Origin of the sequence: Salmonella sp. NW645 (genome assembly GCF_051703725.1) — a bacterium.
GTDB lineage: Bacteria > Pseudomonadota > Gammaproteobacteria > Enterobacterales > Enterobacteriaceae > Salmonella > Salmonella enterica.
In genome coordinates this window covers 248,140-272,639 of the sequence record NZ_JAMMKR010000004.1, presented here as the reverse complement: position 1 = coordinate 272,639, position 24,500 = coordinate 248,140, and the positions used below count along the sequence as shown (strand labels likewise).

23 protein-coding genes are annotated in these 24,500 nt (G+C 52.4%); 15 read left to right on the top strand and 8 right to left on the bottom strand.

Features of this window, described 5'->3' with window-relative positions; all coding sequences use genetic code 11:
• Positions 1-257 precede the first annotated feature (257 nt).
• From hinT to NA389_RS10900, 8 genes are all read left to right on the top strand, one after another.
• Entirely contained in the window at positions 258-617 is a 360-nt protein-coding gene (hinT, locus tag NA389_RS10935) for a purine nucleoside phosphoramidase (RefSeq protein WP_001532068.1), read from the top strand.
• A gap of 2 nt (positions 618-619) precedes the next feature.
• Positions 620-994, top strand: coding sequence for a YcfL family protein (locus NA389_RS10930; protein ID WP_000589563.1), 375 nt, complete (start codon positions 620-622; stop codon positions 992-994).
• A gap of 13 nt (positions 995-1,007) precedes the next feature.
• Positions 1,008-1,646 carry a penicillin-binding protein activator LpoB gene (gene lpoB, locus NA389_RS10925; protein ID WP_000164359.1) on the top strand — a complete coding sequence of 213 codons (639 nt, stop codon included), beginning with the start codon at positions 1,008-1,010 and terminating at the stop codon, positions 1,644-1,646.
• Positions 1,627-2,451 carry a thiamine kinase gene (thiK, locus tag NA389_RS10920; RefSeq protein WP_001257331.1) on the top strand — a complete coding sequence of 275 codons (825 nt, stop codon included), beginning with the start codon at positions 1,627-1,629 and terminating at the stop codon, positions 2,449-2,451. The genes lpoB and thiK overlap by 20 nt, the downstream gene beginning before the upstream one ends.
• A 10-nt stretch (positions 2,452-2,461) precedes the next feature.
• The gene (nagZ, locus tag NA389_RS10915; RefSeq protein WP_000529340.1) at positions 2,462-3,487 is read left to right on the top strand and encodes a beta-N-acetylhexosaminidase; all 1,026 of its coding nucleotides are present in this window, start codon (positions 2,462-2,464) and stop codon (positions 3,485-3,487) included.
• A gap of 24 nt (positions 3,488-3,511) precedes the next feature.
• Positions 3,512-4,054, top strand: coding sequence for an alpha/beta hydrolase YcfP (ycfP, locus tag NA389_RS10910; RefSeq protein ID WP_000587945.1), 543 nt, complete (start codon positions 3,512-3,514; stop codon positions 4,052-4,054).
• A gap of 254 nt (positions 4,055-4,308) precedes the next feature.
• Complete coding sequence (ndh, locus tag NA389_RS10905) at positions 4,309-5,613, top strand: NADH-quinone dehydrogenase (RefSeq protein ID WP_000211053.1); 1,305 nt, start codon at positions 4,309-4,311, stop codon at positions 5,611-5,613.
• A 178-nt stretch (positions 5,614-5,791) separates the two neighbouring features.
• Positions 5,792-6,331: a glycine zipper 2TM domain-containing protein gene (locus tag NA389_RS10900; protein WP_001043449.1), complete on the top strand. Its 540-nt coding sequence runs from the start codon at positions 5,792-5,794 to the stop codon at positions 6,329-6,331.
• Positions 6,332-6,404: 73 nt separating this feature from the next.
• On the opposite strand, the gene comR is transcribed toward NA389_RS10900, so the two are convergent.
• Positions 6,405-7,040: a TetR family copper-responsive transcriptional repressor ComR gene (comR, locus tag NA389_RS10895; protein ID WP_000205986.1), complete on the bottom strand. Its 636-nt coding sequence runs from the start codon at positions 7,038-7,040 to the stop codon at positions 6,405-6,407.
• 241 nt (positions 7,041-7,281) lie between these two features.
• Between comR and bhsA the strand changes: the two genes are divergently transcribed.
• A complete protein-coding gene (gene bhsA, locus NA389_RS10890) occupies positions 7,282-7,539 on the top strand; it encodes a multiple stress resistance protein BhsA (RefSeq protein WP_000800161.1) in 258 nt (85 codons plus the stop codon).
• A gap of 96 nt (positions 7,540-7,635) precedes the next feature.
• On the opposite strand, the gene ldtC is transcribed toward bhsA, so the two are convergent.
• Both ldtC and mfd read right to left on the bottom strand, forming a co-directional pair.
• Positions 7,636-8,601: a L,D-transpeptidase LdtC gene (ldtC, locus tag NA389_RS10885; protein ID WP_000482962.1), complete on the bottom strand. Its 966-nt coding sequence runs from the start codon at positions 8,599-8,601 to the stop codon at positions 7,636-7,638.
• 147 nt (positions 8,602-8,748) lie between these two features.
• Positions 8,749-12,195, bottom strand: coding sequence for a transcription-repair coupling factor (gene mfd / locus NA389_RS10880; protein WP_001114324.1), 3,447 nt, complete (start codon positions 12,193-12,195; stop codon positions 8,749-8,751).
• A 337-nt stretch (positions 12,196-12,532) separates the two neighbouring features.
• Between mfd and lolC the strand changes: the two genes are divergently transcribed.
• The 5 genes from lolC to cobB are packed head-to-tail and all read left to right on the top strand — an operon-like array spanning position 12,533 to position 17,450.
• On the top strand, positions 12,533-13,732 hold the full coding sequence (gene lolC / locus NA389_RS10875; RefSeq protein ID WP_001518787.1) for a lipoprotein-releasing ABC transporter permease subunit LolC: 1,200 nt from the start codon (positions 12,533-12,535) through the stop codon (positions 13,730-13,732).
• Complete coding sequence (gene lolD, locus NA389_RS10870) at positions 13,725-14,426, top strand: lipoprotein-releasing ABC transporter ATP-binding protein LolD (RefSeq protein WP_001033714.1); 702 nt, start codon at positions 13,725-13,727, stop codon at positions 14,424-14,426. Before lolC ends, lolD begins: the two co-directional genes overlap by 8 nt.
• Positions 14,426-15,670 carry a lipoprotein-releasing ABC transporter permease subunit LolE gene (gene lolE / locus NA389_RS10865; RefSeq protein ID WP_000168095.1) on the top strand — a complete coding sequence of 415 codons (1,245 nt, stop codon included), beginning with the start codon at positions 14,426-14,428 and terminating at the stop codon, positions 15,668-15,670. Before lolD ends, lolE begins: the two co-directional genes overlap by 1 nt.
• A 28-nt stretch (positions 15,671-15,698) precedes the next feature.
• On the top strand, positions 15,699-16,610 hold the full coding sequence (gene nagK, locus NA389_RS10860; RefSeq protein ID WP_000291341.1) for an N-acetylglucosamine kinase: 912 nt from the start codon (positions 15,699-15,701) through the stop codon (positions 16,608-16,610).
• Between the two features lie 18 nt (positions 16,611-16,628).
• Positions 16,629-17,450 carry a Sir2 family NAD+-dependent deacetylase gene (gene cobB / locus NA389_RS10855; RefSeq protein ID WP_001191856.1) on the top strand — a complete coding sequence of 274 codons (822 nt, stop codon included), beginning with the start codon at positions 16,629-16,631 and terminating at the stop codon, positions 17,448-17,450.
• Between the two features lie 81 nt (positions 17,451-17,531).
• On the opposite strand, the gene potD is transcribed toward cobB, so the two are convergent.
• From potD to potA, 5 genes are all read right to left on the bottom strand, one after another.
• Positions 17,532-18,578, bottom strand: a complete 1,047-nt coding sequence (potD, locus tag NA389_RS10850; protein ID WP_000759329.1) for a spermidine/putrescine ABC transporter substrate-binding protein PotD — start codon at positions 18,576-18,578, stop codon at positions 17,532-17,534.
• A 24-nt stretch (positions 18,579-18,602) separates the two neighbouring features.
• Positions 18,603-19,382, bottom strand: coding sequence for a spermidine/putrescine ABC transporter permease PotC (potC, locus tag NA389_RS10845; RefSeq protein ID WP_000580297.1), 780 nt, complete (start codon positions 19,380-19,382; stop codon positions 18,603-18,605).
• Positions 19,383-19,697: 315 nt separating this feature from the next.
• On the bottom strand, positions 19,698-20,708 hold the full coding sequence (sifA, locus tag NA389_RS10840; protein WP_001531091.1) for an SPI-2 type III secretion system effector SifA: 1,011 nt from the start codon (positions 20,706-20,708) through the stop codon (positions 19,698-19,700).
• A gap of 328 nt (positions 20,709-21,036) precedes the next feature.
• Positions 21,037-21,900, bottom strand: a complete 864-nt coding sequence (gene potB, locus NA389_RS10835) for a spermidine/putrescine ABC transporter permease PotB (RefSeq protein WP_000799391.1) — start codon at positions 21,898-21,900, stop codon at positions 21,037-21,039.
• Positions 21,884-23,020 carry a spermidine/putrescine ABC transporter ATP-binding protein PotA gene (potA, locus tag NA389_RS10830; RefSeq protein ID WP_000531583.1) on the bottom strand — a complete coding sequence of 379 codons (1,137 nt, stop codon included), beginning with the start codon at positions 23,018-23,020 and terminating at the stop codon, positions 21,884-21,886. The genes potB and potA overlap by 17 nt, the downstream gene beginning before the upstream one ends.
• 250 nt (positions 23,021-23,270) lie before the next feature.
• Here potA and pepT point away from each other — a divergent pair, with 250 nt between their 5' ends.
• On the top strand, positions 23,271-24,500 hold the full coding sequence (gene pepT, locus NA389_RS10825; RefSeq protein ID WP_000359413.1) for a peptidase T: 1,230 nt from the start codon (positions 23,271-23,273) through the stop codon (positions 24,498-24,500).

The window sequence follows — 24,500 nt, the reverse complement described above, 5'->3', positions numbered from 1 at the left end:
AATACAAATGAGAAATATACGCATTTGTATTAAATGTGTAAAACGGTATAAACAGGCAAACTAAAAATATTTTTTAAGCGTACAAAGGCGTCATGGCAGGGGGATATGGCGGTAAGCCCAGCATGTAGTCATTTTTCGCTTAATAAATCGTGGGTTAAAGTTGAAAGAGCGTCGGTAACTCGCTCATACTCTATACTCGCAGTATGGCTCGGCGTAGCATGTGCGCTGCAAGGGCTATTATGAAAAAGGAAAACGTCGTGGCAGAAGAAACTATATTCAGCAAAATTATTCGTCGTGAAATCCCTTCGGATATCGTTTATCAGGATGAGCTGGTCACCGCCTTTCGTGATATTTCACCGCAGGCGCCGACGCATATCTTGATTATTCCCAATATCCTGATCCCAACCGTCAATGACGTGACGGCGGAACATGAACAGGCGTTAGGTCGGATGATCACCGTGGCGGCGAAAATCGCCGAACAGGAAGGCATTGCCGAAGATGGGTATCGTTTAATCATGAATACCAACCGTCATGGGGGCCAGGAAGTTTATCATATCCATATGCACCTACTGGGCGGCCGCCCGCTAGGCCCGATGCTGGCGCATAAAGGCTTGTAAATATGATCAAAGGATGCATCGCGGTTTCTCTGGGCTTGCTGCTGCTTACCGGCTGCCGGTCACACCCTGAAATTCCGGTAAGCGACGCGCAGTCGCTGGTGATGGAGTCCACGGTTCTGGCGGCGGGGGTCACCGCAGAGCCGCCTGAACTGACGGCGTCTGATATCCAGCCATCAGCTTCTTCCCGCGTCTATAACGAAAGGCAAGAGCCCATAACCGTTCATTATCGGTTTTACTGGTATGACGCGCGGGGGCTGGAGATGCATCCGCTGGAGGCGCCGCGTAGCGTAACCATACCCGCGCGTTCGTCGGTAACGCTATTTGGCAGCGCCAATTATCTGGGGGCGCATAAGGTCAGGCTTTATCTTTATTTGTGAGGAGTGAATTTTGATGACAAAAATGCATCGCTACGCTGCCATTGCTGCGCTGGCGATATTTCTCTCCGGGTGTATGGCGCAACGTCAACCTGCGCCAGTTGAAGAGGTAAAACCAGCGCCAGAACAACCCGCGCAGCCACCACAGCCTCCTGTTGTGCCGTCTGTGCCAACCATTCCACAGCAACCGGGGCCGATCGAACATGAAGATCAAACGGGCCAGCCAGCGCCTAAGGTGCGCCACTATGACTGGAACGGCGCGATGCAACCGCTGGTCAGCAAAATGTTGCAGGCTGATGGCGTGACGGCCGGAAGCGTATTGCTTGTCGACAGCGTGAATAACCGGACGAATGGGTCGTTAAATGCGAACGAGGCAACGGAAACGTTACGTAATGCGCTGGCGAACAACGGTAAATTTACGCTGGTCTCCGTACAGCAACTCTCGATGGCAAAACAGCAGTTAGGGTTGTCTCCGCAGGATAGTCTGGGAACGCGCAGTAAAGCTATTGGCATTGCGCGCAATGTCGGGGCGCAATATGTACTTTACTCCAGCGCATCCGGTAACGTTAACGCGCCTGCATTACAGATGCAGTTAATGCTGGTGCAAACGGGCGAGATAATCTGGTCAGGTAAAGGTGCGGTCCAACAACAATAATCCCTTAACGCGCGACGAGATCCTGTCGCGCTATTTTCCCCAGTATCGTCCCGCCGTCGCCGCATCGCAGGGGCTAAGCGGCGGGAGCTGTATTATTGCCCACGATACTCACCGTGTCGTGCTGCGTCGTCATCACGACCCCGACGCTCCACCAGCCCATTTTTTACGTCATTACCGCGCCTTATCCCAATTGCCGGCCAGTCTTGCGCCGCGAGCGCTTTTTTATACGCCAGGCTGGATGGCGGTAGAATATCTGCATGGTGTGGTAAATTCCGCTCTGCCAGATGCCGACGAACTGGCGGCCTTACTGTATCATTTGCATCAACAGCCGCGTTTTGGCTGGCGTATCGCGCTATCGCCACTATTGGCGCAGTACTGGTCGTGTTGCGATCCGGCAAGGCGTACGCCGTTTTGGTTGCGGCGGCTCAAACAGTTGCAAAAAAACGGAGAACCTCGCCCGCTGCGGCTCGCGCCTTTGCATATGGATGTCCATGGCGACAATATAGTATTAACGCCCGCCGGGTTGAGACTGATTGACTGGGAGTATGCCGGAGACGGCGATATTGCGTTGGAGCTGGCGGCAGTATGGGTTGAGGATGAACGCCAGCACCGACAACTGGCAGACGCTTATGCCGCGCGCGCGCGAATCGACGCCCGGCAACTATGGCGACAGATACGATTATGGCACCCCTGGGTCATTATGCTAAAAGCAGGGTGGTTCGAATACCGCTGGCGACAAACCGGCGAGCAACAATTTATCAGGCTGGCCGATGAAACCTGGCGCCAGCTACGTATGAAAGGATAAGGAGAGCAGTGTGGGCCCAGTAATGTTGAATGTCGAAGGATGTGAGCTGGATGCGGAGGAGCGCGAGATACTGGCGCATCCGCTGGTTGGCGGGCTTATTCTGTTCACGCGTAATTACCATGACCCGGAACAGCTGCGCGAATTAGTGCGCCAGATTCGGGCGGCATCGCGTAACCATCTGGTGGTGGCCGTCGATCAGGAAGGCGGGCGCGTACAGCGTTTCCGTGAAGGGTTTACCCGCCTGCCCGCGGCGCAATCTTTTTTTGCGCTGCATGGGCTGGAAGAGGGGGGACGACTGGCGCAGGAGGCAGGGTGGCTGATGGCCAGCGAAATGATCGCGATGGATATTGATATCAGTTTTGCGCCAGTGCTGGACGTCGGGCATATCAGCGCGGCAATTGGCGAGCGCTCCTATCATGCCGATCCCGCAAAAGCGTTGGCAATGGCAACGCGCTTTATTGACGGCATGCATGACGCCGGGATGAAAACGACCGGTAAGCATTTCCCCGGCCACGGCGCGGTCACGGCGGACTCCCACAAAGAGACGCCGTGCGATCCACGTCCTGAAACGGATATCCGTGGCAAAGATATGTCGGTGTTCCGCACGCTGATTAGCGAGAATAAACTGGATGCGATTATGCCTGCCCACGTGATCTACCGCGCTATCGATCCACGCCCGGCAAGCGGTTCGCCGTACTGGCTGAAAACGGTGCTGCGTCAGGAGTTAGGCTTTGACGGCGTCATTTTCTCCGACGATCTGTCGATGGAGGGCGCGGCGATTATGGGCAGCTATGCTGAGCGCGCTCAGGCGTCGCTGGATGCGGGTTGCGATATGATTCTGGTCTGCAATAATCGTAAAGGCGCAGTCAGCGTGTTGGATAATCTGTCGCCGATCAAAGCAGAACGTGTTACACGTTTGTATCATAAAGGTTCATTTTCACGCCGGGAGCTCATGGACTCAGCACGCTGGAAAACAGCCAGCGCCCAGCTCAACCAGTTACATGAACGCTGGCAGGAAGAAAAAGCAGGTCATTAACTCGAGTTTTCGTGAGGGTGCCAGATGATTATTTATTTACACGGTTTTGATTCAAATAGTCCGGGCAACCATGAAAAAGTGTTGCAATTACAGTTTATCGACCCGGATGTTCGGCTGGTAAGCTACAGTACGCGGCATCCTAAGCACGATATGCAGCATCTGCTGAAAGAAGTGGACAAAATGTTGCAGTTGAATGTGGACGAGCGCCCTTTAATCTGTGGCGTGGGGCTGGGCGGTTACTGGGCGGAGCGGATTGGCTTTTTGTGCGATATCCGTCAGGTGGTTTTTAACCCGAACCTGTTCCCCTATGAAAACATGGAGGGGAAAATCGATCGCCCGGAAGAATATGCGGACATCGCCACAAAGTGCGTGACCAACTTTCGCGAAAAAAATCGCGATCGTTGTCTGGTGATCCTCTCGCGTCATGACGAAGCGCTGGACAGCCAACGCTCAGCGCAAGCGCTTCACCCGTATTATGAAATTGTGTGGGATGAGGAACAGACTCACAAATTCAAAAATATTTCGCCGCATTTGCAACGTATCAAAGCGTTTAAAACGCTGGGATAACGCCATCCGGCAATATGGCGTTATCAGTGACCGGATAACCAGCCTTGCGGCTGGTTTTTTTATGCTCAATTCTCGCAAACTGTCTATCTTTTCAGCATGAAAACTTGATGCACATCAATTTTGGTATGACCAATGCACCGTTCATGCTATTCTCATATCAGAAGCTTATTCTCATTAACGTAACTTGTTGTTAATTAAAGGCTATGCTAATAACTTTTAATTAACAATTGGTTAATAAATTTAAGGGGGTCACGTTGACTACACCATTAAAAAAGATCGTGATTGTCGGCGGCGGCGCTGGCGGGCTGGAAATGGCGACGCAGTTAGGCCATAAACTGGGGCGCAAGAAAAAAGCGAAAATCACGCTGGTAGACAGAAATCACAGCCATCTGTGGAAACCATTGCTGCACGAAGTGGCGACTGGCTCTCTGGACGAAGGCGTGGATGCGCTGAGCTATCTGGCTCATGCGCGTAATCATGGTTTCCAGTTCCAACTGGGGTCGGTGATGGATATCGATCGCGAAGCGAAAACCATCACCATTGCCGAGCTGCGTGATGAAAAGGGCGAACTGCTGGTGCCGGAGCGCAAAATCGCGTATGACACGCTGGTGATGGCGCTGGGCAGCACCTCTAATGATTTCAACACGCCGGGCGTGAAAGAGCACTGTATCTTCCTCGATAACCCGCATCAGGCGCGCCGTTTTCACCAGGAGATGCTGAACCTGTTCCTCAAGTATTCGGCTAATCTGGGCGCGAACGGTAAGGTCAATATCGCCATCGTTGGCGGCGGTGCGACGGGGGTTGAGCTGTCGGCTGAACTGCATAATGCGGTAAAACAGCTGCATAGCTATGGTTATAAGGGGCTCACCAACGACGCGCTGAACGTGACGTTGGTTGAGGCTGGCGAGCGTATTCTGCCTGCGTTGCCGCCGCGTATCTCCAGCGCCGCGCATAATGAACTGACCAAACTGGGCGTTCGCGTGCTGACGCAAACTATGGTCACCAGCGCCGACGAAGGCGGTCTGCATACGAAAGAAGGTGAATATATTCAGGCCGATCTGATGGTGTGGGCGGCGGGTATCAAAGCGCCAGATTTTATGAAAGAGATTGGTGGTCTGGAAACGAACCGCATTAACCAACTGGTGGTGGAACCGACGCTGCAAACCACGCGCGATCCTGATATTTATGCGATTGGCGACTGCGCTTCCTGCGCACGCCCGGAGGGAGGTTTTGTGCCGCCTCGCGCTCAGGCGGCGCATCAGATGGCTACCTGCGCGATGAATAACATTCTGGCGCAGATGAATGGCAAACCGCTGAAAGCTTACCAGTATAAAGATCATGGTTCGCTGGTCTCTCTGTCCAACTTCTCTACCGTGGGTAGTCTGATGGGGAACCTGACACGCGGTTCAATGATGATTGAAGGACGTATCGCCCGCTTCGTGTATATCTCACTATACCGTATGCACCAGATAGCGCTGCATGGATACTTTAAAACTGGCCTGATGATGCTGGTGGGCAGTATCAACCGCGTCATTCGTCCGCGCCTGAAACTGCATTAATTTCTCTGCGCCTCACCGGCTGCTCGCGCCGGTGAGCGCTTCTCCATCACTCGCTTCGGAGTTGTCCGAATCCTTCAGCTTTACCGCCTCATCCCGCATTTTTCATCCTCATTCCGATTGGCTTTGTTCGCATACTGGTTGCAAAATTGTTACCAATAGCAACGAAGGAGGAACTCCCGTGAATAAATCAATGTTGGCGGGTATAGGGATTGGCGTAGCGGCTGCGCTGGGTGTGGCGGCAGTGGCCAGTCTCAACGTATTTGATCGTGGTCCGCAATATGCGCAGGTGATATCGGCTAAACCGATTAAAGAGACGGTAAAAACGCCGCGTCAGGAGTGCCGTAATGTCACGGTCACGCATCGCAGACCGGTTCAGGACGAAAACCGTATTGCCGGCTCGGTGCTTGGCGCAGTAGCAGGCGGCGTGATTGGACATCAATTTGGCGGCGGTCGTGGTAAAGATGTGGCGACGGTCGTCGGGGCGCTGGGCGGCGGTTATGCTGGCAATCAAATCCAGGGATCAATGCAGGAAAGTGATACTTATACTACCACGCAGCAACGCTGTAAGACGGTGTATGACAAATCTGAAAAGATGCTTGGCTACGACGTGACCTATAAAATTGGCGATCAGCAGGGCAAAATCCGCATGGATAAAGACCCCGGAACGCAAATTCCCCTCGACGGCAATGGTCAACTGGTTCTGAATAACAAAGCATAAAAAAGCTGTACTCTGCAAGTTAGCCCCTCATTCGCTCAGGCTGAGGGGCTTTTTTTATCCGAAGCCGCGTCGTTCAGGACTTGAGCAGTTCAGGCCAGATGCGCAGGGTCGTACGCGTAATTTGCATCAGTTGTTCGAAGGTGGCTCCCTCGCGGGCGCTGATCGACATTCCCTGTAAAATACAGTTTATATATTCCGCGAGCGCCTGCGGGTTACAGTGCGCCGGAATTTCACCGCGCTCCTGACGTTGGCGCAAAAACTGGATGAGCGTCTGTTCCTGCATGGCGTGGCGTGATTTTACCGTGCGAGCGATATCGCGCGAGGAGGCGGCGAGGGTGGCGGACGTATTAATCATAAAGCAGCCAGCCGGCGTGTCCGTACTGGTAAAGCAGGCGGCAATTTCTGTGAAGTAATCTTCCAGCGCCGATTCCACGCTTTTCTCTTCACAAAAGAGCTGGGCTTCGTGCTTTGAGGCAAAGCGAGTGATGTAGCGATCCAGGACAGCGCGAAATAATCCTTCTTTGTTAGTGAATTCCGCATAGAGAGTAGGCGCTTTCGCCCCGGTAGCCTCTACGAGATCGGCAAGCGAAGTTGCTTCATAGCCGTGCTGCCAGAAGAGAGTCATGGCCTTATCAAGCGCAGCTTCCCTGTCGAACACTTTTGGTCGGCCACGGCTTTTCTTCGCGCAACTCGTGGTATCCGTTGTCATGATGCCGTTGTACCTGTTTAAAGAGCGGTCTCTCTATTATAAAAACAAACCACTTCTGGCTCCAGAGTATTCATTAGAAAAATAAATCAATTCTATTCACATGAAAAATAACATCTTTATAAATTATATAACGATCATTATAAAAAGAAGTTGACGTGTGATGTAGATCACATCTATGATTAACTTATCGATCGTTAAGTTAATACTTACGACACCCATTCATCTGCTAAAGGTCATCACTATGAAAAACGTAAAAACCCTCATCGCTGCTGTGGTACTGAGTTCGCTCTCATTCGCCAGCTTCGCCGCCGTTGAAGTTCAGGCAACGCCAGAAGGTCAACAGAAGTTTGGCACCATTTCCGCGAATGGCGGCACGAATCTGGGCTCGCTGGAAGATCAGCTGGCGCAAAAAGCGCAGGAGATGGGGGCGAAGTCTTTCCGTATTACCTCTGTTACCGGCCCGAATACCCTTCACGGTACGGCGGTAATCTATAAGTAAGCATTAACCCTCATTAATGCCGCTGCGATTGCCACAATAAAAAGAGAAAGCCTCGCGATGCATCGCGAGGCTTTTTTGTCGGTCAGCTATTCACGCTTACAGCGACTGCGGTTTCGCCTCTGATTGACGGGTTACATCCACCGGCATTCCGGAGCGCACTTCCATAACATGTTCCATCACCGCGGCGTCGGTCTGCGGCGCGTCCTTAAAGGTCTGCATCGGGCCATTCAGCACAATCGGCAGCACCTGCGGATCGTCGCCTATATTTTTAGACAGCGGCTGATGAACTTCCACCAGTCGCACGCCGCCTGGCTCCACCGAGGCTTTAATCGGCGTATTGATAATATTCACTTTGGTTCCCGGCGTGACCTGACGGAACAATGTCTCTATATCACCGTCGCGCAGACGGATACAGCCGGAACTGACGCGCATACCAATGCCAAAATCGGCATTCGTGCCATGTAACAGATAGACGCCGCCGTAGGCCGCTAAACGAATCGCGTGATGCCCCATTGGGTTATCGGGACCGGCAGGCACCACGGCGGGGAGATCGATGCCTTGCGCTTTATAACGGGCGCGAATATTGGCGGTCGGCGTCCAGGTTGGATTGGCGCGTTTATCCGAAATGGTCGTCACCATCGTTGGCGTCAGGGTATCGCCGCCCAGTTGGCCAATCCCGATAGGGTAGACCGTGACCGTATTTTTCCCCGGTTGATAATAGTAAAGCCGTAATTCCGCGAGGTTAATGACGATACCTTCACGTGGCGCGTCCGGTAGCAGCGTTTGCAGCGGAATCGTCAGCACGCTGCCTGCGCGTGGCACGTAAGGATCAATGCCGGGGTTGGCCTGTAACAGGGCTAAAAAGCCCACGTTATATTTTTTGGCGATCGCCTCCAGCGAGCCGCCGTCGTCTTCAACGACATGGAATTTATTTTCTCCCACCAGTCGACTGCCGGGGGGCGGAAGAGGCCACGTATTTGCCTGCGCGGGAAGGGCAAGCATGATGGTCGCGGTAAGCGCAAACAACGCCCACCAGCGAGAGAGTCGCGTATTGTTGAACATTATAATAAACCCATGATTATTATGTGGTTATTTTTATAAAAGAGGAAATAAGAATTATGGCGGCTGGCTGTGTCTGGAACTGCAGGGAAGTGCAAAGAATTTGTAAAGATTAGGCCGGACGCAGGGTAATGACGCCCGGCCTGACGCTTATGCAATAGCGTTTTCTTCCAGTTGCTGCATGAACTGGCGTACCCAGTCTATACGCGTTTTACGTTCGCTTAAATCCTGAATAAACTTGAGGCGCGTCGGGCCATCCAGACGGAAATGCTGCGGTTGTTTTTGCAGCAACCCGATAAGCCAGGCAGGGTCAACGTGGTTTTTCTCGGCGAACTCAATCGTTCCGCCTTTCTCGTTACCCTCCAGTTTTCGGATGCCGAGCTTTTGCGCCTGTTGGCGCAGGCGGGCGATATCCAGCAGATTACGCGCTGGATCGGGCAGCAGGCCGAAGCGATCGATCAATTCCACTTTGATCTCTTCCAGCTCGTTTTCGTTCTTCGCGCTGGCAATGCGTTTATAGAATGACAGTCGGGTATTAACATCCGGAATAAAATCATCCGGCAGTAACGACGGCATTCGCAGCTCGACTTCCGTTTGCTGACTGGTGAGATCTTCCAGCGAGGGTTCGCGGCCTGCTTTCAGCGCATCGACGGCGTTTTCCAGCAGTTCCATGTAGAGTGAGAAGCCGATGGTTTCCATTGAGCCGCTTTGCTCTTCGCCAAGCAGTTCGCCTGCGCCGCGGATCTCCAGATCGTGGGTCGCCAGCGCAAACCCGGCGCCTAAATCCTCCAGCGACGCAATCGCCTCCAGCCGTTTTTGCGCATCGGTGGTCATGGCCTTAGGATGTGGCGTCAACAGCCAGGCGTAGGCCTGGTGGTGCGAGCGCCCTACGCGGCCACGCAACTGGTGCAACTGCGCGAGGCCGAAATGATCCGCGCGTTCAATGATGATCGTGTTAGCGGTGGGGATGTCGATCCCCGTTTCGATAATGGTAGTACACACCAGCACGTTAAAACGTTGATGGTGGAAATCGTTCATGACCCGTTCCAGCTCACGTTCGCGCATCTGCCCGTGGCCTATAGCGATTCGCGCTTCCGGCACCAGTTCCGCCAGCCGCTCTGCGGCTTTCTGAATATTTTCGACGTCATTGTACAAATAGTAAACCTGACCGCCGCGCAGGATTTCACGCAGAATCGCTTCCCTTACTACCAGGCTATCATACTCGCGGACAAAGGTTTTTACCGCCAGACGACGGGCAGGGGGGGTGGCGATAATGGAGAGATCGCGCATACCGCTCATCGCCATATTCAGCGTCCGCGGGATCGGCGTCGCCGTGAGCGTCAGAATATCGACATCGGCGCGCATCGCCTTAATTCGCTCTTTGTGGCGCACGCCGAAACGGTGCTCTTCATCGACAATCAGCAGGCCGAGGTCGCGCAGCTTCACATCGCTTTGTAGCAGTTTATGCGTACCGATCAGAATATCGATCTTACCCTCGGCGGCTTCCGACAGGATTTGCGTCTGCTCTTTGGCGCTGCGAAAGCGGGACAGCATCTCAATGCGTACCGGCCAGTTGGCGAAACGGTCGCGGAAGTTGTCATAGTGTTGCTGCGCCAGCAGCGTGGTCGGCACCAGTACCGCTACCTGTTTATGGTTTTCCACCGCCAGGAACGCGGCGCGCATCGCCACTTCGGTTTTGCCGAAGCCGACGTCGCCGCACACCAGCCTGTCCATCGCCAGCGGTTGGCACATATCGCTCAATACGGCGTTAATCGCCTGTGCCTGATCGGGCGTCGTTTCAAACGGGAAGCTGTCGCAGAATAACTGATATTGCTCACGATCATGCTTAAAGGCAAAACCCTCTTTTGCCGCCCGTTGCGCATAAATATCCAACAGTTCCGCTGCGACATCGCGCACTTTTTCCGCCGCTTTCTGCCGGGCGCGCGACCAGGCGTCGCCGCCCAGTTTATGCAGCGGCGCACTTTCTTCCGCGCCGCCGGCATAGCGGCTAATCAGATGCAACGAGGAGACCGGCACATACAGTTTGGCGTCATTGGCGTAGGTGAGCATCAGATACTCACCCTTGATGCCGCCAGCCTCCAGAGTGGTCATGCCGGCATAGCGCCCGACGCCGTGCTCCAGATGCACTACCGGTTGACCGACGTGGAGCTCCGCCAGGTTACGAATCAACGTATCCGGGTTGATCGTGCGGCGGGAATCCAGGCGGCGACGTGCAACCCGCTCACCCAGGAGATCGCTTTCACAAATCAGAGCCAGATTGCGTTGGGTGTCGATAAAACCATGTTCTGCGGCGCCAATCATCAGATAGCGTCCCGCATCCTGCGCCTCGTCCAGGCGTAATATCCGCTTCGGCGCGATTTTTATGCGAGCCAGGAGCTCTCCCAGCGCTTCGCGGCGTCCTTCGCTTTCCACCGAAAAAATCACCGGGCCGCTGAAAGATTCGAGGAACTTACGCAGCGCGTCCAGCGGCGCTTTCTGCTGCGCCTGGATAGCCAAATCCGGTAATTTCTGGAAACCGAGATTGGTATTGGCGGCTTTTTCCGGCAGATGGTCGGTTTTAAGCTGGAGGCGAGGCCAGCGTTTAAGCTCGGAAAAGAGCTCATCTACCCGTAGCCAGAGGGCTTCCGGCGGCAAAAGCGGGCGCATAGGATCGACGCCGCGATTTTCAAAACGCGCCAGCGTATCGGCCTGAAAGCGTTCGGCGCTGGTTTCCAGCGAGCCGGTATTCACCACCAGAGTATTGGCGGGGAAGTAGCTAAATAATGGCGGTAACGGTTCGCTGAAAAAGAGCGGCTGCCAGTATTCGATCCCGGCGGGCAGGGTGCCTTTGCTGACCTGCTGATAGATGTGCTCGGCGTCGCGTTTTACCTCAAAGGTATCGCGCCACTGGCTACGGAAAAGCTCAATAGCGGCTTTGTCGGTAGGAAATTCGTGCGCGGGCAACAAATTGATGGCCTCGACCTCCTCCAGCGTACGCTGGGTATCCGCGTCAAACAGACGCAGGCTGTCGATTTCATCATCAAAAAAGTCGAGGCGATAAGGCTGTTCGCTGCCCATCGGAAAGAGATCCAACAGCGCGCCGCGCGTCGCGTATTCGCCATGCTCCATCACCTGATCGACATGCCGATAACCGGCGCTGTCAAGCTGCGCGCGCAGAGCGTCGCGGGACAGCCGCTGGCCTTTTTTCATCACCAGCGCATGACCATGCAGATAGCTATGCGGACAAACGCGCTGCATCAGGGTGTTTACCGGTACAATCAAGACGCCGCGCTGCATTGACGGCAACTGGTAGAGCGTGGACAGGCGCGAAGAGATAATTTCCTGATGCGGGGAGAAGCTGTCATACGGTAGCGTTTCCCAGTCCGCCAGGTTCATGACCATCTGATCGGTAAACTGGCGGATTTCATCATGCAATCGCAGAGCATTTTGCATGTCAGGCGCTATGAGTACCACCGGACCGGCATGGCGTTCGGCTATCTCCGCCACCAGCGTAGCGCAGGCGGCGCCGGTAAGTTCGCCCAACTGGCGCTGATCGCCCGCTTTTGTCGGCAGCGTGTAACGTTGTTTTTCAGGCATAACGGTTGTCAGTATCTCTTTTTGTTTTACGCCGCACTCTACGCGTCACCCTTCAGGCTGCTTCATGGTTGGCTGTGCGCCAGGACAGCATGAAGGACTCAGGTATTCAGGGGCATATGACTGATAAGCAATGTTCTTTATTATCCGCGATCGTTGTTTATTAGCAAATTGAATCCGCCGGATAACGCGCCGAACAGGTAAAGTATGAACATGTAAGTGACTTGATTTGTCGGCCTTTTTCAGAATAACGCTGACGAACTCTTACGGTTCAGACATTTACGCATTCCGCTTTCGCTTATATACTCGGGACTTTGCTAACAGCAACCAGACGGATTACATGTATCAACCTGTCGCTCTATTCATTGGCCTGCGTTACATGCGCGGGCGTGCAGCAGATCGCTTCGGTCGCTTCGTTTCCTGGCTTTCCACTATCGGCATTACCCTGGGGGTGATGGCGCTGGTCACGGTATTGTCGGTGATGAACGGTTTTGAGCGCGAACTGCAAAATAACATTCTTGGTTTGATGCCTCAGGCCATCCTCTCTGCTGAACATGGTTCTCTTAACCCGAATCAGATGCCGGAAAAAGCGGTGAATCTGCAAGGCGTTAACCGTATTGCGCCGCTGACGACGGGCGATGTCGTACTGCAAAGCGCGCGTAGCGTTGCGGTTGGCGTGATGTTGGGTATCGATCCGGCGCAAAAAGATCCATTAACGCCGTATCTGGTCAATGTGAAGCAAAGCGAATTACAGCCGGGTAAGTATAATGTCATCCTCGGCGAGCAGCTCGCCGGACAGTTAGGGGTCAACCGCGGCGATCAGATTCGGCTAATGGTGCCATCTGCCAGCCAGTTTACGCCAATGGGACGCCTGCCCAGCCAGCGTCTGTTTACGGTGATTGGCACATTTGCCGCCAATAGCGAGGTCGATGGCTATGAAATGCTGGTCAATATTCAGGACGCGTCGCGTTTAATGCGCTATCCGGCAGGCAATATTACCGGCTGGCGTCTGTGGCTGGATGAACCGCTGCAAGTCGATACCCTCAGCCAACAGACGCTGCCGCAAGGCACGAAGTGGCAGGATTGGCGCGAACGTAAAGGCGAGTTGTTCCAGGCTGTGCGCATGGAAAAGAACATGATGGGATTGTTGCTGAGCCTCATCGTGGCGGTCGCGGCTTTTAACATTATTACTTCGTTGGGTCTGATGGTCATGGAGAAGCAGGGCGAAGTGGCGATTTTACAAACTCAAGGGCTGACGCCGCGACAAATTATGATGGTCTTTATGGTGCAGGGTGCCAGCGCCGGGATTATCGGCGCGCTGTTGGGCGCCGCGCTGGGCGCATTGCTTGCCAGCCAACTGAATAACCTGATGCCGATCATCGGCGCGTTTCTGGATGGCGCTGCGTTGCCCGTGGCGATAGAGCCGTTACAGGTGATCGTTATCGCTCTGGTGGCAATGGCCATCGCGCTGCTTTCTACGCTTTATCCTTCCTGGCGCGCTGCCGCCACTCAACCCGCTGAGGCTTTACGTTATGAATAAGATCCTGTTGCAATGCGACAACCTGTGCAAACGCTATCAGGAAGGCACCGTACAAACCGACGTGTTGCACGATGTCAGCTTCAGTATCGGCGAAGGCGAAATGATGGCGATCGTCGGCAGTTCCGGTTCGGGTAAAAGTACGTTGCTGCATCTGTTAGGCGGGCTGGATACGCCTACCTCTGGCGATGTGATTTTTAGCGGCCAGCCGATGAGCAAACTCTCTTCTGCGGCAAAAGCGGAATTACGTAACCAGAAACTGGGGTTTATCTATCAGTTTCATCATCTCCTGCCGGATTTTACGGCGCTGGAAAACGTGGCGATGCCATTATTAATTGGCAAAAAGAAACCGGCGGAGATTGACGCTCGGGCGCGAGAAATGCTGCACGCCGTAGGGCTGGAGCATCGCGCAACCCATCGACCTTCGGAACTTTCCGGCGGTGAGCGCCAGCGTGTCGCGATAGCGCGCGCGTTGGTGAATAACCCGCGTCTGGTACTGGCGGATGAGCCGACCGGTAATCTGGATGCGCGTAATGCCGACAGTATTTTTGAGCTTCTGGGCGAGTTAAATCGTCTGCAGGGAACCGCGTTTCTGGTGGTGACTCACGATTTGCAACTGGCGAAACGTATGAGCCGCCAGCTTGAGATGCGCGATGGTCGCCTGACGGCGGAACTGAGCCTGATGGGGGCTGAGTAATGGCGTCGCCTTTATCATTATTAATTGGGTTGCGCTTCAGCCGTGGGCGGCGGCGCGGCGGTATGGTTTCGCTCATTTCCGTCATTTCTACCATCGGTATCGCGCTGGGCGTGGCGGTATTGATTGTCGGTTTAAGCGCGATGAACGGTTTCGAACGCGAGTTGAACAACCGTATTCTGGCGGTGGTTCCACACGGGGAGATTGAAGCGGTCAATCAGCCGTGGACCAACTGGCGTGAAGCGCTGGCAAAAGTGCAGAAGGTGCCGGGCATTGCCGCCGCCGCGCCGTATATCAATTTTACCGGCCTGGTAGAGAGCGGGGCGAATTTGCGCGCCATTCAGGTTAAAGGCGTCGACCCTAAGCAAGAGCAGCAGCTTAGCGCGTTACCGTCATTTGTGCAAAATCACGCCTGGGATCATTTCAAAGCGGGCGAACAGCAGATCATTATCGGCAAAGGTGTCGCCGATGCGCTGAACGTGAAACAGGGCGACTGGGTGTCCATCATGATCCCCAATGCGAATACCGACCATAAGCTGCTCCAGCCCAAACGCGTGCGTTTGCATGTCATCGGGATTCTGCAACTGAGCGGCCAGCTCGATCACAGCTTCGCCATGATCCCGCTTGAGGATGCGCAGCAGTATCTGGATATGGGGGCCAGCGTTTCCGGTATCGCGCTTAAAGTCCATGACGTGTTTAATGCGAACAAACTGGTGCGTGACGCGGGTGAGGTGACTAACAGCTATGTCTACATTAAGAGCTGGATCGGCACCTACGGCTATATGTATCGCGATATCCAGATGATTCGCGCCATTATGTATCTGGCGATGATTCTGGTGATCGGCGTGGCCTGTTTTAATATCGTTTCCACCTTAGTGATGGCGGTAAAAGACAAAAGCGGCGACATTGCGGTATTAAGAACGCTGGGGGCGAAAGATGGTTTGATTCGTGCCATTTTCGTCTGGTACGGACTACTGGCGGGCTTGCTGGGCAGCTTGATTGGCGTGGCGATCGGCGTTGTCGTTTCGCTTCAGCTTACCGCCATTATTAATGGGATTGAAAAGGCGATCGGGCATCAGTTTTTGTCCGGCGATATCTATTTTATCGACTTCCTGCCATCCGAATTACATTGGCTGGACGTTGTTTACGTACTGGTCACGGCGTTGTTGTTAAGCTTACTGGCGAGCTGGTATCCGGCGCGGCGGGCGAGCAACATTGACCCTGCGCGAGTATTGAGCGGCCAGTAATCGCGGAATATAAAAACAAGGAGCGGTGATGTATTACGGGTTTGACATTGGCGGAACAAAGATTGCGTTAGGCGTATTTGACTCAACGCGGCGGCTACAGTGGGAAAAACGGGTTCCCACGCCCCATACCAGCTATAGCGCCTTTTTAGGCGCCGTGTGCGAACTGGTCGCGGAAGCCGACCAGCGATTTGGCGTAAAAGGGTCGGTAGGGATTGGCATACCCGGTATGCCGGAAACCGAAGACGGCACGCTGTACGCCGCGAATGTCCCGGCAGCCAGCGGTAAGCCGTTGCGCGCCGATCTCAGCGCCCGACTGGATCGCGATGTGCGTCTGGACAATGACGCTAACTGTTTTGCCTTGTCCGAAGCCTGGGATGATGAATTCACGCAATATCCTTTGGTTATGGGGCTTATCCTCGGCACCGGCGTCGGCGGCGGCCTGGTGCTAAACGGGAAGCCGATTACCGGTCAGAGCTATATCACCGGCGAGTTTGGTCATATGCGTTTACCGGTTGACGCGCTAACGTTGATGGGGTTTGATTTTCCTCTCCGCCGTTGTGGATGCGGTCAGATGGGCTGCATTGAGAATTATCTGTCCGGGCGCGGGTTTGCGTGGCTATATCAGCATTATTATGATCAATCGCTGCAGGCGCCGGAGATTATCGCGTTGTGGGAGCAGGGCGATGAGCAGGCGCACGCGCATGTTGAGCGCTATCTGGATTTACTGGCGGTTTGTCTGGGGAATATACTGACGATTGTCGATCCCGATTTATTAGTGATCGGCGGCGGACTATCGAACTTTACGGCAATAACAACGCAACTGGCGGAAAGACTGCCGCGCCATCTCCTCCCTGTTGCCCGCGCGCCGCGCATTGAGCGTGCGCGGCATGGGGATGCAGGTGGGATGCGCGGTGCTGCTTTTTTACATCTTACCGACTAATCAAAAAAAGAGGTTGTTATGCAGTCGCGTCGGTTTCATCGATTAAGCCGCTTTCGTAAAAATAAACGTCTGTTGCGTGAACGTCTGCGCCAGCGGATCTTTTTCAGAGACAGAGTGGTGCCGGAAATGATGGAAAACCCAAGAGTATTAGTCCTTACAGGTGCAGGAATTTCTGCAGAGTCTGGTATTCGTACGTTTCGCGCGGCGGATGGCCTTTGGGAAGAGCATCGGGTTGAAGATGTGGCCACGCCGGAAGGATTCGCCCGTAATCCGGGGCTGGTGCAGACATTTTATAATGCCCGCCGTCAGCAGCTTCAACAGCCGGAAATACAACCCAATGCGGCGCATCTGGCGTTAGCGAAGCTTGAAGAAGCGCTTGGCGATCGCTTTTTGCTGGTGACGCAAAACATCGACAATTTGCATGAACGCGCGGGCAATCGCAACATCATTCATATGCATGGCGAGCTGTTGAAGGTGCGTTGTTCGCAAAGTGGCCAGATTCTGGAATGGAACGGTGATGTGATGCCGGAAGATAAATGTCACTGCTGTCAGTTCCCGGCGCCGCTACGTCCGCACGTGGTGTGGTTTGGCGAGATGCCGCTTGGCATGGATGAAATTTATATGGCGCTGTCGATGGCGGATATTTTTATCGCCATTGGCACATCCGGTCATGTCTATCCGGCTGCGGGTTTTGTGCATGAAGCAAAACTGCACGGCGCACATACGGTGGAACTGAATCTTGAGCCAAGCCAGGTCGGCAGCGAGTTTGAAGAGAAGCACTACGGCCCGGCAAGCCAGGTTGTGCCGGAATTTGTTGATAAATTCCTGAAAGGGCTGTAGTGCTGTTTGCCCGGTAACGCCTTATCCGGCCTACATTTCACGTTACGTTCATCTGTAGGCCCGACAGGCGCTTTGGCTGAATTAGCGTCCTGCTTTTAGCTTTTGATAATACTCTTCATAAATGGCGCTGGCGTCGCCGACATCGTTTTGCCACTCGCCTTTGCTGATGGTTTGCGCATCCGGATAGAGCGACTTATCATTGGCGACCTCCGGGCTTAACAGCTTACGCGCCGCCAGGTTGGGGGTAGGGTAGCCGATGGTTTCTGCCACCTCTTTCGCGACGTCAGGACGCAGCAGGAAGTTGATTAGCTTCAGCGCGCCCTCTTTATTTTTCGCGTTCGCCGGAATAGCCAGGCTGTCCATCCAGAAAATACCGCCTTCCTTCGGCCAGACGACCTCCAGCGGCGTGCCAGCCTGACGAGCAACGAAGGCCGAACCGTTCCACACCATCCCCAGGTTGACTTCCCCTTCCATATACGGATTCGCCGGATTATCGGAGTTGAAGGCCGCTACGTTCGGCATCAGTTTTTTCAACTCTTCATATGCCGCTTCGATCTCTTTCGGATCGGTAGTGTTACCGGAATAACCTAGCTTGCGCAGCGCCATCTGGAAGACTTCTCGCGCATCGTCGGTTAAAAGCAGGCTGTTTTTATATTCCGGTTTCCACAAGTCAGCCCAGCTGGTAATGGTTTTTGGATCGATAGCATCGCTGTTCACGCCAATTGCCGTTGCGCCCCAGATATATGGAACGGAATAATCGTTGTTGGGGTCAAACGGTTTGTTGAGCATTTCCGGATCGAGGTTGTGGAAATTGGTTAATTTCGACTTATCGATCTTCTGGATCATGCCTTCTTTGCGCATTTTGTCGACATAGTATGTAGAAGGAACAACCAGGTCATACGCGCCATCTTTATAGGTTTTGAGTTTGGCATACATGGTTTCGTTCGACTCGTAGGTCGAATAAATCACCTTAATGCCAGTCTCTTTAGTGAACTGTTCCAGCAGGCCCGGCGGCACATACTCAGTCCAGTTATAGAAATAGAGCGTGTCGTTGTCGGAGGCATGAGCGGCACTCATACCCAGCGCCAGGGCGCCCGCCGCGAGCAGGTGGCGTGACCATTTTTTCATTTAACGTCCCCTGAATTACGGGCCTTATCGGCCCTTGGTTTTATCACGAGCAATAAGCTGGCTGGCAATGACCATTACCAGAGACAGCACCAATAAAACGGTCGCCAGCGCGTTCACTTCTGGTGAAACGCCGACTTTTACCATGGAATAAATCTTTAAGGGTAAAATTTCATAGCCCGGCCCGGTGACAAACGACGAGACCACGACATCGTCCATCGACAACGTAAAGCTCAGCAACCAGCCCGCCGCCACCGCCGGCATCGCCAGCGGCAGAATGATTTTGCGTAAAATCGTTACCTCACTGGCCCCCAGGTCTTTTGCGGCTTCCAGCATTCTGACATCAAAGCCTTTCAGGCGCGAATAGACCGTGACGACCACAAACGGCAGGCTAAAGGTGATGTGCGAGAACAGCAACGACCAAAAGCCCAGTTGAATGCCGAGTAACATAAACAGCACCAGCAGGGAGATCGCCATCACGATATCCGGCGACATCATTACTACAAACAGCATCCCGCTGACGAATGGCTTCCCGCGAAAGCGGTAGCGATAAAGCGCCACCGCGGTTAACGAGCCAATCAACGTGGCGAAGGTCGCTGAAAAAATCGCCATCGTCAGTGAATGTTGAGCGGCCTGCAACAGACTGTCGTTATTGATCAGTAGTTCGTACCATTTAGTGGTAAAGCCCTGCCAGTTAATGCCGAACCGCGAACTGTTGAAGGAGTTCACGATCAGAATAATGATGGGAATATACAGATACGCATAGATGGCAGTCATGAAACCGCCACGGAGCAGCCGACCGATCATTCAAGTTCCACCTTCTTATTCAGAGGATGGGGTGCTTTTAGAGTATTGAAAATGATCAATTTTTTCTCTTCTCCAAAATCTCTCCAAAACGTCTCGCGGTTATCAGCAGCCAGGAAGAAGCAAGCTGCCGCTTGAAGCCGCGAATTTTACAACAAATTGCCAGACGAGCGGGAAAAAAAGGCCATTTAAATGACTATTCTCATCCGATCCGGTCATATGCGGCATTATTGCGCCAGGCAAGAGGTTACTCTGTAGGCAAACATGGAGTACGTGAGTAAACCCTGAACGTGACGTTTGAGAAAGCGTCGTCTGATTTTATAAAAAACAACATAAACAGCCGCTTTGTTGTTCTGAGCGAACGTGTAGCGTGGTTAACTGTTCTTCCGCCATTTTTTGTATAGCCTGGGGGTCTATTCTAAAAATGGCGTGAAAAACCTGATCAGAGAGGGTTTCGATTATCTCAGCTAACATGCTTAGGCTGGCGCTGGGATCCGTTACAAGGAACGCCTGAAACGTCTTATCCGCCAGTAAAACCTCTTCTACCATTTTTTCAATAGGTATGTGGGTATGCGGTGGTGGTATTTCAATCTGTTTTAAGCCACACATCGTCATTGTTTCTAAAAATGCGTTTTGCTGAGTACTTTCGGATATATTCGCATGCTGTAAAATGCGCGTTGTCTTTTCAATCCCAGACTGAATTTTCGCTGCCAGGTAGGTTACCTTTTCTTGCGTTTTCCACTCATCTAAATTTCCTTTTCTCCATTCAGAATATAAATACCCCTTTATGTTGTCTAATGGAACCGATAATGTCGGCGCGCCAGCAGGATTGAGACATAATGTCGAAGGGAGGGGGTAATCTACGATTTCGCTATATCTTCTATTAATCATGGCCGTCATTTGTGGATGCGGTTTTAAAATATCGGGGCGATCTTTTATTAAAAAATAAGCATTCCCCATGACTTCACAGGTAAAGGCATCGGTATTTTGAGTGATACGTAACAATTCGTTCTCTTCGTTTTGATCCATGATGCGAAGAATAATAGTGTCATCATTTTCATTAGGATTATAAACCTGAAATCTATCTCTTTGTGATGCGCAGGCTAACTCTTTTAACTCAAAAAAAATCTCTGTAAGCCGCTCTCGTGTGGGGGTGCGATCGGCAAACAACATCTCATGTAGACAACTGTCCGCTTTTGCTTTGCCAGTAGAAAAAAAGAAGTCTTTAATTTTTTCCCATAAAACTTTCCACCATGCTTCTTTCGTATTCCTTGGGGAGTTGGTAAGGATTTCACTTTTTAAAAAACCATTCCCTATAGTAATCGGCATATTAATCTCACTTATACTGGAGTAAAAATGACTACATAATTGATTAAATCGGCCCTTTCTATCTCTACTGCGGGCGCATCGGATGTAATATAATTTTTAAAAGAGACTGGCAATCAGTATAAAACCTGAGAGCTTCGCGTATAAACGCATTACTGTCTGTGATAGCGTCGCTACAGGTAAAAATAAAAGAAGGCCTGGCGCGGATGATGCTGTAGATTTGCAATACTGGCGGCAACTGCTTTCATGCGTTTTTTATGCCGGAGGCATGAAGTTTACCCTTGAATAAACTTCATGCCTGAATGCGTATGGATTTGTTAGCGTTGCGCAATTAATCGCTTATATCACTCACCTTCTTATTCAATAAGCGGGAAGCCCGCCAGTAAATCAACAGCATGAGTCCCATCACAATGGTCAGCGTAATGCTGGTAGCCGCGCCAAACGGCCAGTCGCGAATATTCAGGAACTGTACCTTAATGACGTTACCAATCAGCAGGTTTTTCGCGCCACCCATTAAATCGGAGACGTAGAACAGGCCCATTGCCGGTAGCATCACGAGCAGGCAACCGGCGACAATGCCCGGCATGGTTAATGGAATAATGATGCGGATGAACGTTTGCATTTTACTGGCGCCGAGATCGCGTGCGGCCTCCAGTAGTGGTTTGTCGAGCTTCTCAATGCTGGAGTAGAGCGGCATGACCATAAACGGCAGCAAAATGTAAACCAGGCCGATAATAACGGCGCTCGGGGTGAACATGATGCGAATCGGCGTATCAATCACGCCCAGCCACAGCAGGAATTCATTGAGATAACCTTTAGTGCTCAGGAATATTTTCAACCCATAGATGCGGATCAGTGAGTTGGTCCAGAAAGGAACGATCAGCAAAAACAGCAATAACGGACGTATCTTTTCCGGTAACTTCGCCAGAAACCAGGCAAAAGGATAGCCTAGCACCAGGCAGGAGAGGGTGGCGATCAGCGCCATATTCAGAGAGTGCAGGAGCACTTCAAAATAGAGCGGATCGAGCAGGCGTGCGTAGTTATCCAGCGTAAAGACCATCTTAACGAAACTGGCGTCGTCACGGGTCAGAAAGCTGGTGCCAATGATCATCAGGTTGGGCAGAAAAACAAACAACACAAGCCAACCGACGATAGTGACAATCACTACATTCTGGAATTTACTTGTGTTCTTCATCAGCCAGTACGACCTCCCAGCTTTCTACCCAACTAATGGCCATTTTTTGGTCAAGTGAATGGTCGAAGTCAGGATCGTCTTCGTTGAAGAATTCGCTGACCATCACCATTTTGCCATTTTCCAGTTCAACCACCGACTCCAGCGTCATACCTTTATAATTGCGCTCGCGCACGTAGCCGATAAGCCCTTCGATGTGGTTATCATCGTTGATCTCTTCGACGCGTAGATCTTCCGGTCGCAGCAGGACGTTCAGTTTTTGGCCTGGTTCGACAGCGAAATTGACGTATATATTGCACTCCCGACCTTCTACGCTGGCGCGGACGCGCTGTTCATCAAGCCGTTCAATGACGGTTGCGTCAAAGCGGTTAATTTCGCCGATAAAACCGGCGACAAACAGGTTTTTTGGCTCTTCATAGATTTCACGCGGCGTGCCGTCTTGCTCAATCACGCCATTACGCATTACCACGATACGATCGGACATGGTGAGCGCTTCTTCCTGATCGTGAGTGACAAAAACAAACGTGATACCGAGTTTACGCTGTAATGCTTTAAGCTCGTTCTGCATTTGTTTGCGCAATTTATAGTCCAGCGCGGAGAGCGATTCATCCAGTAATAACAGGCGAGGTTTATTCACCACCGCGCGGGCGATAGCTACACGCTGCTGCTGTCCGCCGGAAAGCTGGTGCGGTTTACGTTGTGCAAACTCTTCAAGCTGCACCATACGCAGCGCATCGGTCACGCGGGGCGCAATCTCGGTGGCTGGCGTTTTTTGCATCCGTAAGCCAAACGCGACATTTTCAAACACCGTCATATGCGGAAATAAAGCGTAGCTTTGAAATACGGTGTTCACATAACGATTTTCGGCGGGAACGTGGGTGATATCCTGGTTATCCAACATGATATGCCCGGCATCAACGGTTTCCAGGCCGGCAATCAGGCGAAGAACGGTTGTTTTACCGCAGCCGGAAGGGCCAAGCAGCGTGAGGAATTCGCCATTGTTAATGGTCAAATCCAGTTGTGAAATGACCTCTTTGCCATCGAAACTTTTGCTAATTCCCGACAAAAGCACCAGCGGTGAAAGCGAACGCGGTTGTTTATTCAATTTCTTACTCTGTCCCATGTAAACGCAACGGATGGCTGACCGCTGCGGGGTTTGTGGTTAACCACCTTAATCACTCTTAATGAGGGCGGTCATTCTACGGCAAACCACTGTGATCGCCAATCCTTGTTGCGAATTACTGACTTAGCTTTATAGTCAGAAAGCGTGTCAAAGTGAAATATTCTTGTTTGCAGGGATAAAAGTGACCTGACGCAATATTTGTCTTTTCTTGCTTATTAATAATGTTGTCACGAAAAGTGAGGGTGACTGCATGGATAAACTACTTGAGCGTTTTTTACACTACGTATCGCTGGATACCCAATCAAAGTCGGGTGTTCGGCAGGTTCCCAGCACTGAGGGGCAGTGGAAGTTACTACGTTTGCTCAAACAGCAGCTCGAAGAGATGGGGCTGGTTAACATTACATTAAGTGAAAAAGGGACGTTGATGGCGACGCTCCCGGCCAATGTTGAGGGGGATATTCCCGCCATTGGTTTTATCTCCCATGTGGATACCTCTCCGGATTTCAGCGGTAAAAACGTTAACCCGCAGATTGTCGAGAATTATCGCGGCGGCGATATAGCATTAGGGATTGGCGATGAGGTGTTGTCACCCGTGATGTTCCCGGTACTGCATCAATTACTGGGACAGACGCTGATTACTACCGATGGTAAGACATTGCTGGGCGCGGACGATAAAGCCGGCGTTGCGGAGATCATGACCGCGCTGGCGGTGCTGAAAGGTAATCCTATTCCCCACGGCGACATTAAAGTGGCGTTTACGCCTGACGAAGAGGTAGGGAAAGGCGCGAAGCACTTCGATGTTGAGGAGTTTGGCGCGCAGTGGGCCTATACGGTCGACGGCGGCGGCGTGGGCGAACTGGAGTTTGAAAACTTCAATGCCGCCTCGGTGAATATCAAAATCGTCGGCAATAACGTGCATCCCGGTACGGCGAAAGGCGTGATGGTCAATGCGCTGTCATTGGCGGCGAGGATTCACGCGGAAGTGCCGGCGGATGAAGCGCCTGAAACCACCGAAGGTTACGAAGGGTTTTATCATCTGGCCAGCATGAAAGGCACCGTTGATCGGGCCGAAATGCACTACATCATTCGCGATTTCGACCGTAAGCAGTTTGAAGCGCGTAAACGCAAAATGATGGAGATTGCCAAAAAAGTCGGTAAGGGACTGCATCCGGACTGCTATATCGAGCTGGTGATAGAAGACAGTTATTACAATATGCGCGAAAAAGTGGTTGAACATTCGCATATTCTCGATATCGCCCAACAGGCGATGCGCGACTGTCATATTACGCCGGAGATGAAACCGATTCGCGGCGGTACAGACGGGGCGCAACTGTCGTTTATGGGCCTGCCGTGTCCTAATCTCTTTACCGGCGGATATAACTATCATGGTAAACATGAGTTTGTGACGCTGGAGGGGATGGAAAAAGCGGTACAGGTGATTGTACGTATCGCGGAGCTGACGGCGAAGCGCGGCCAGTAG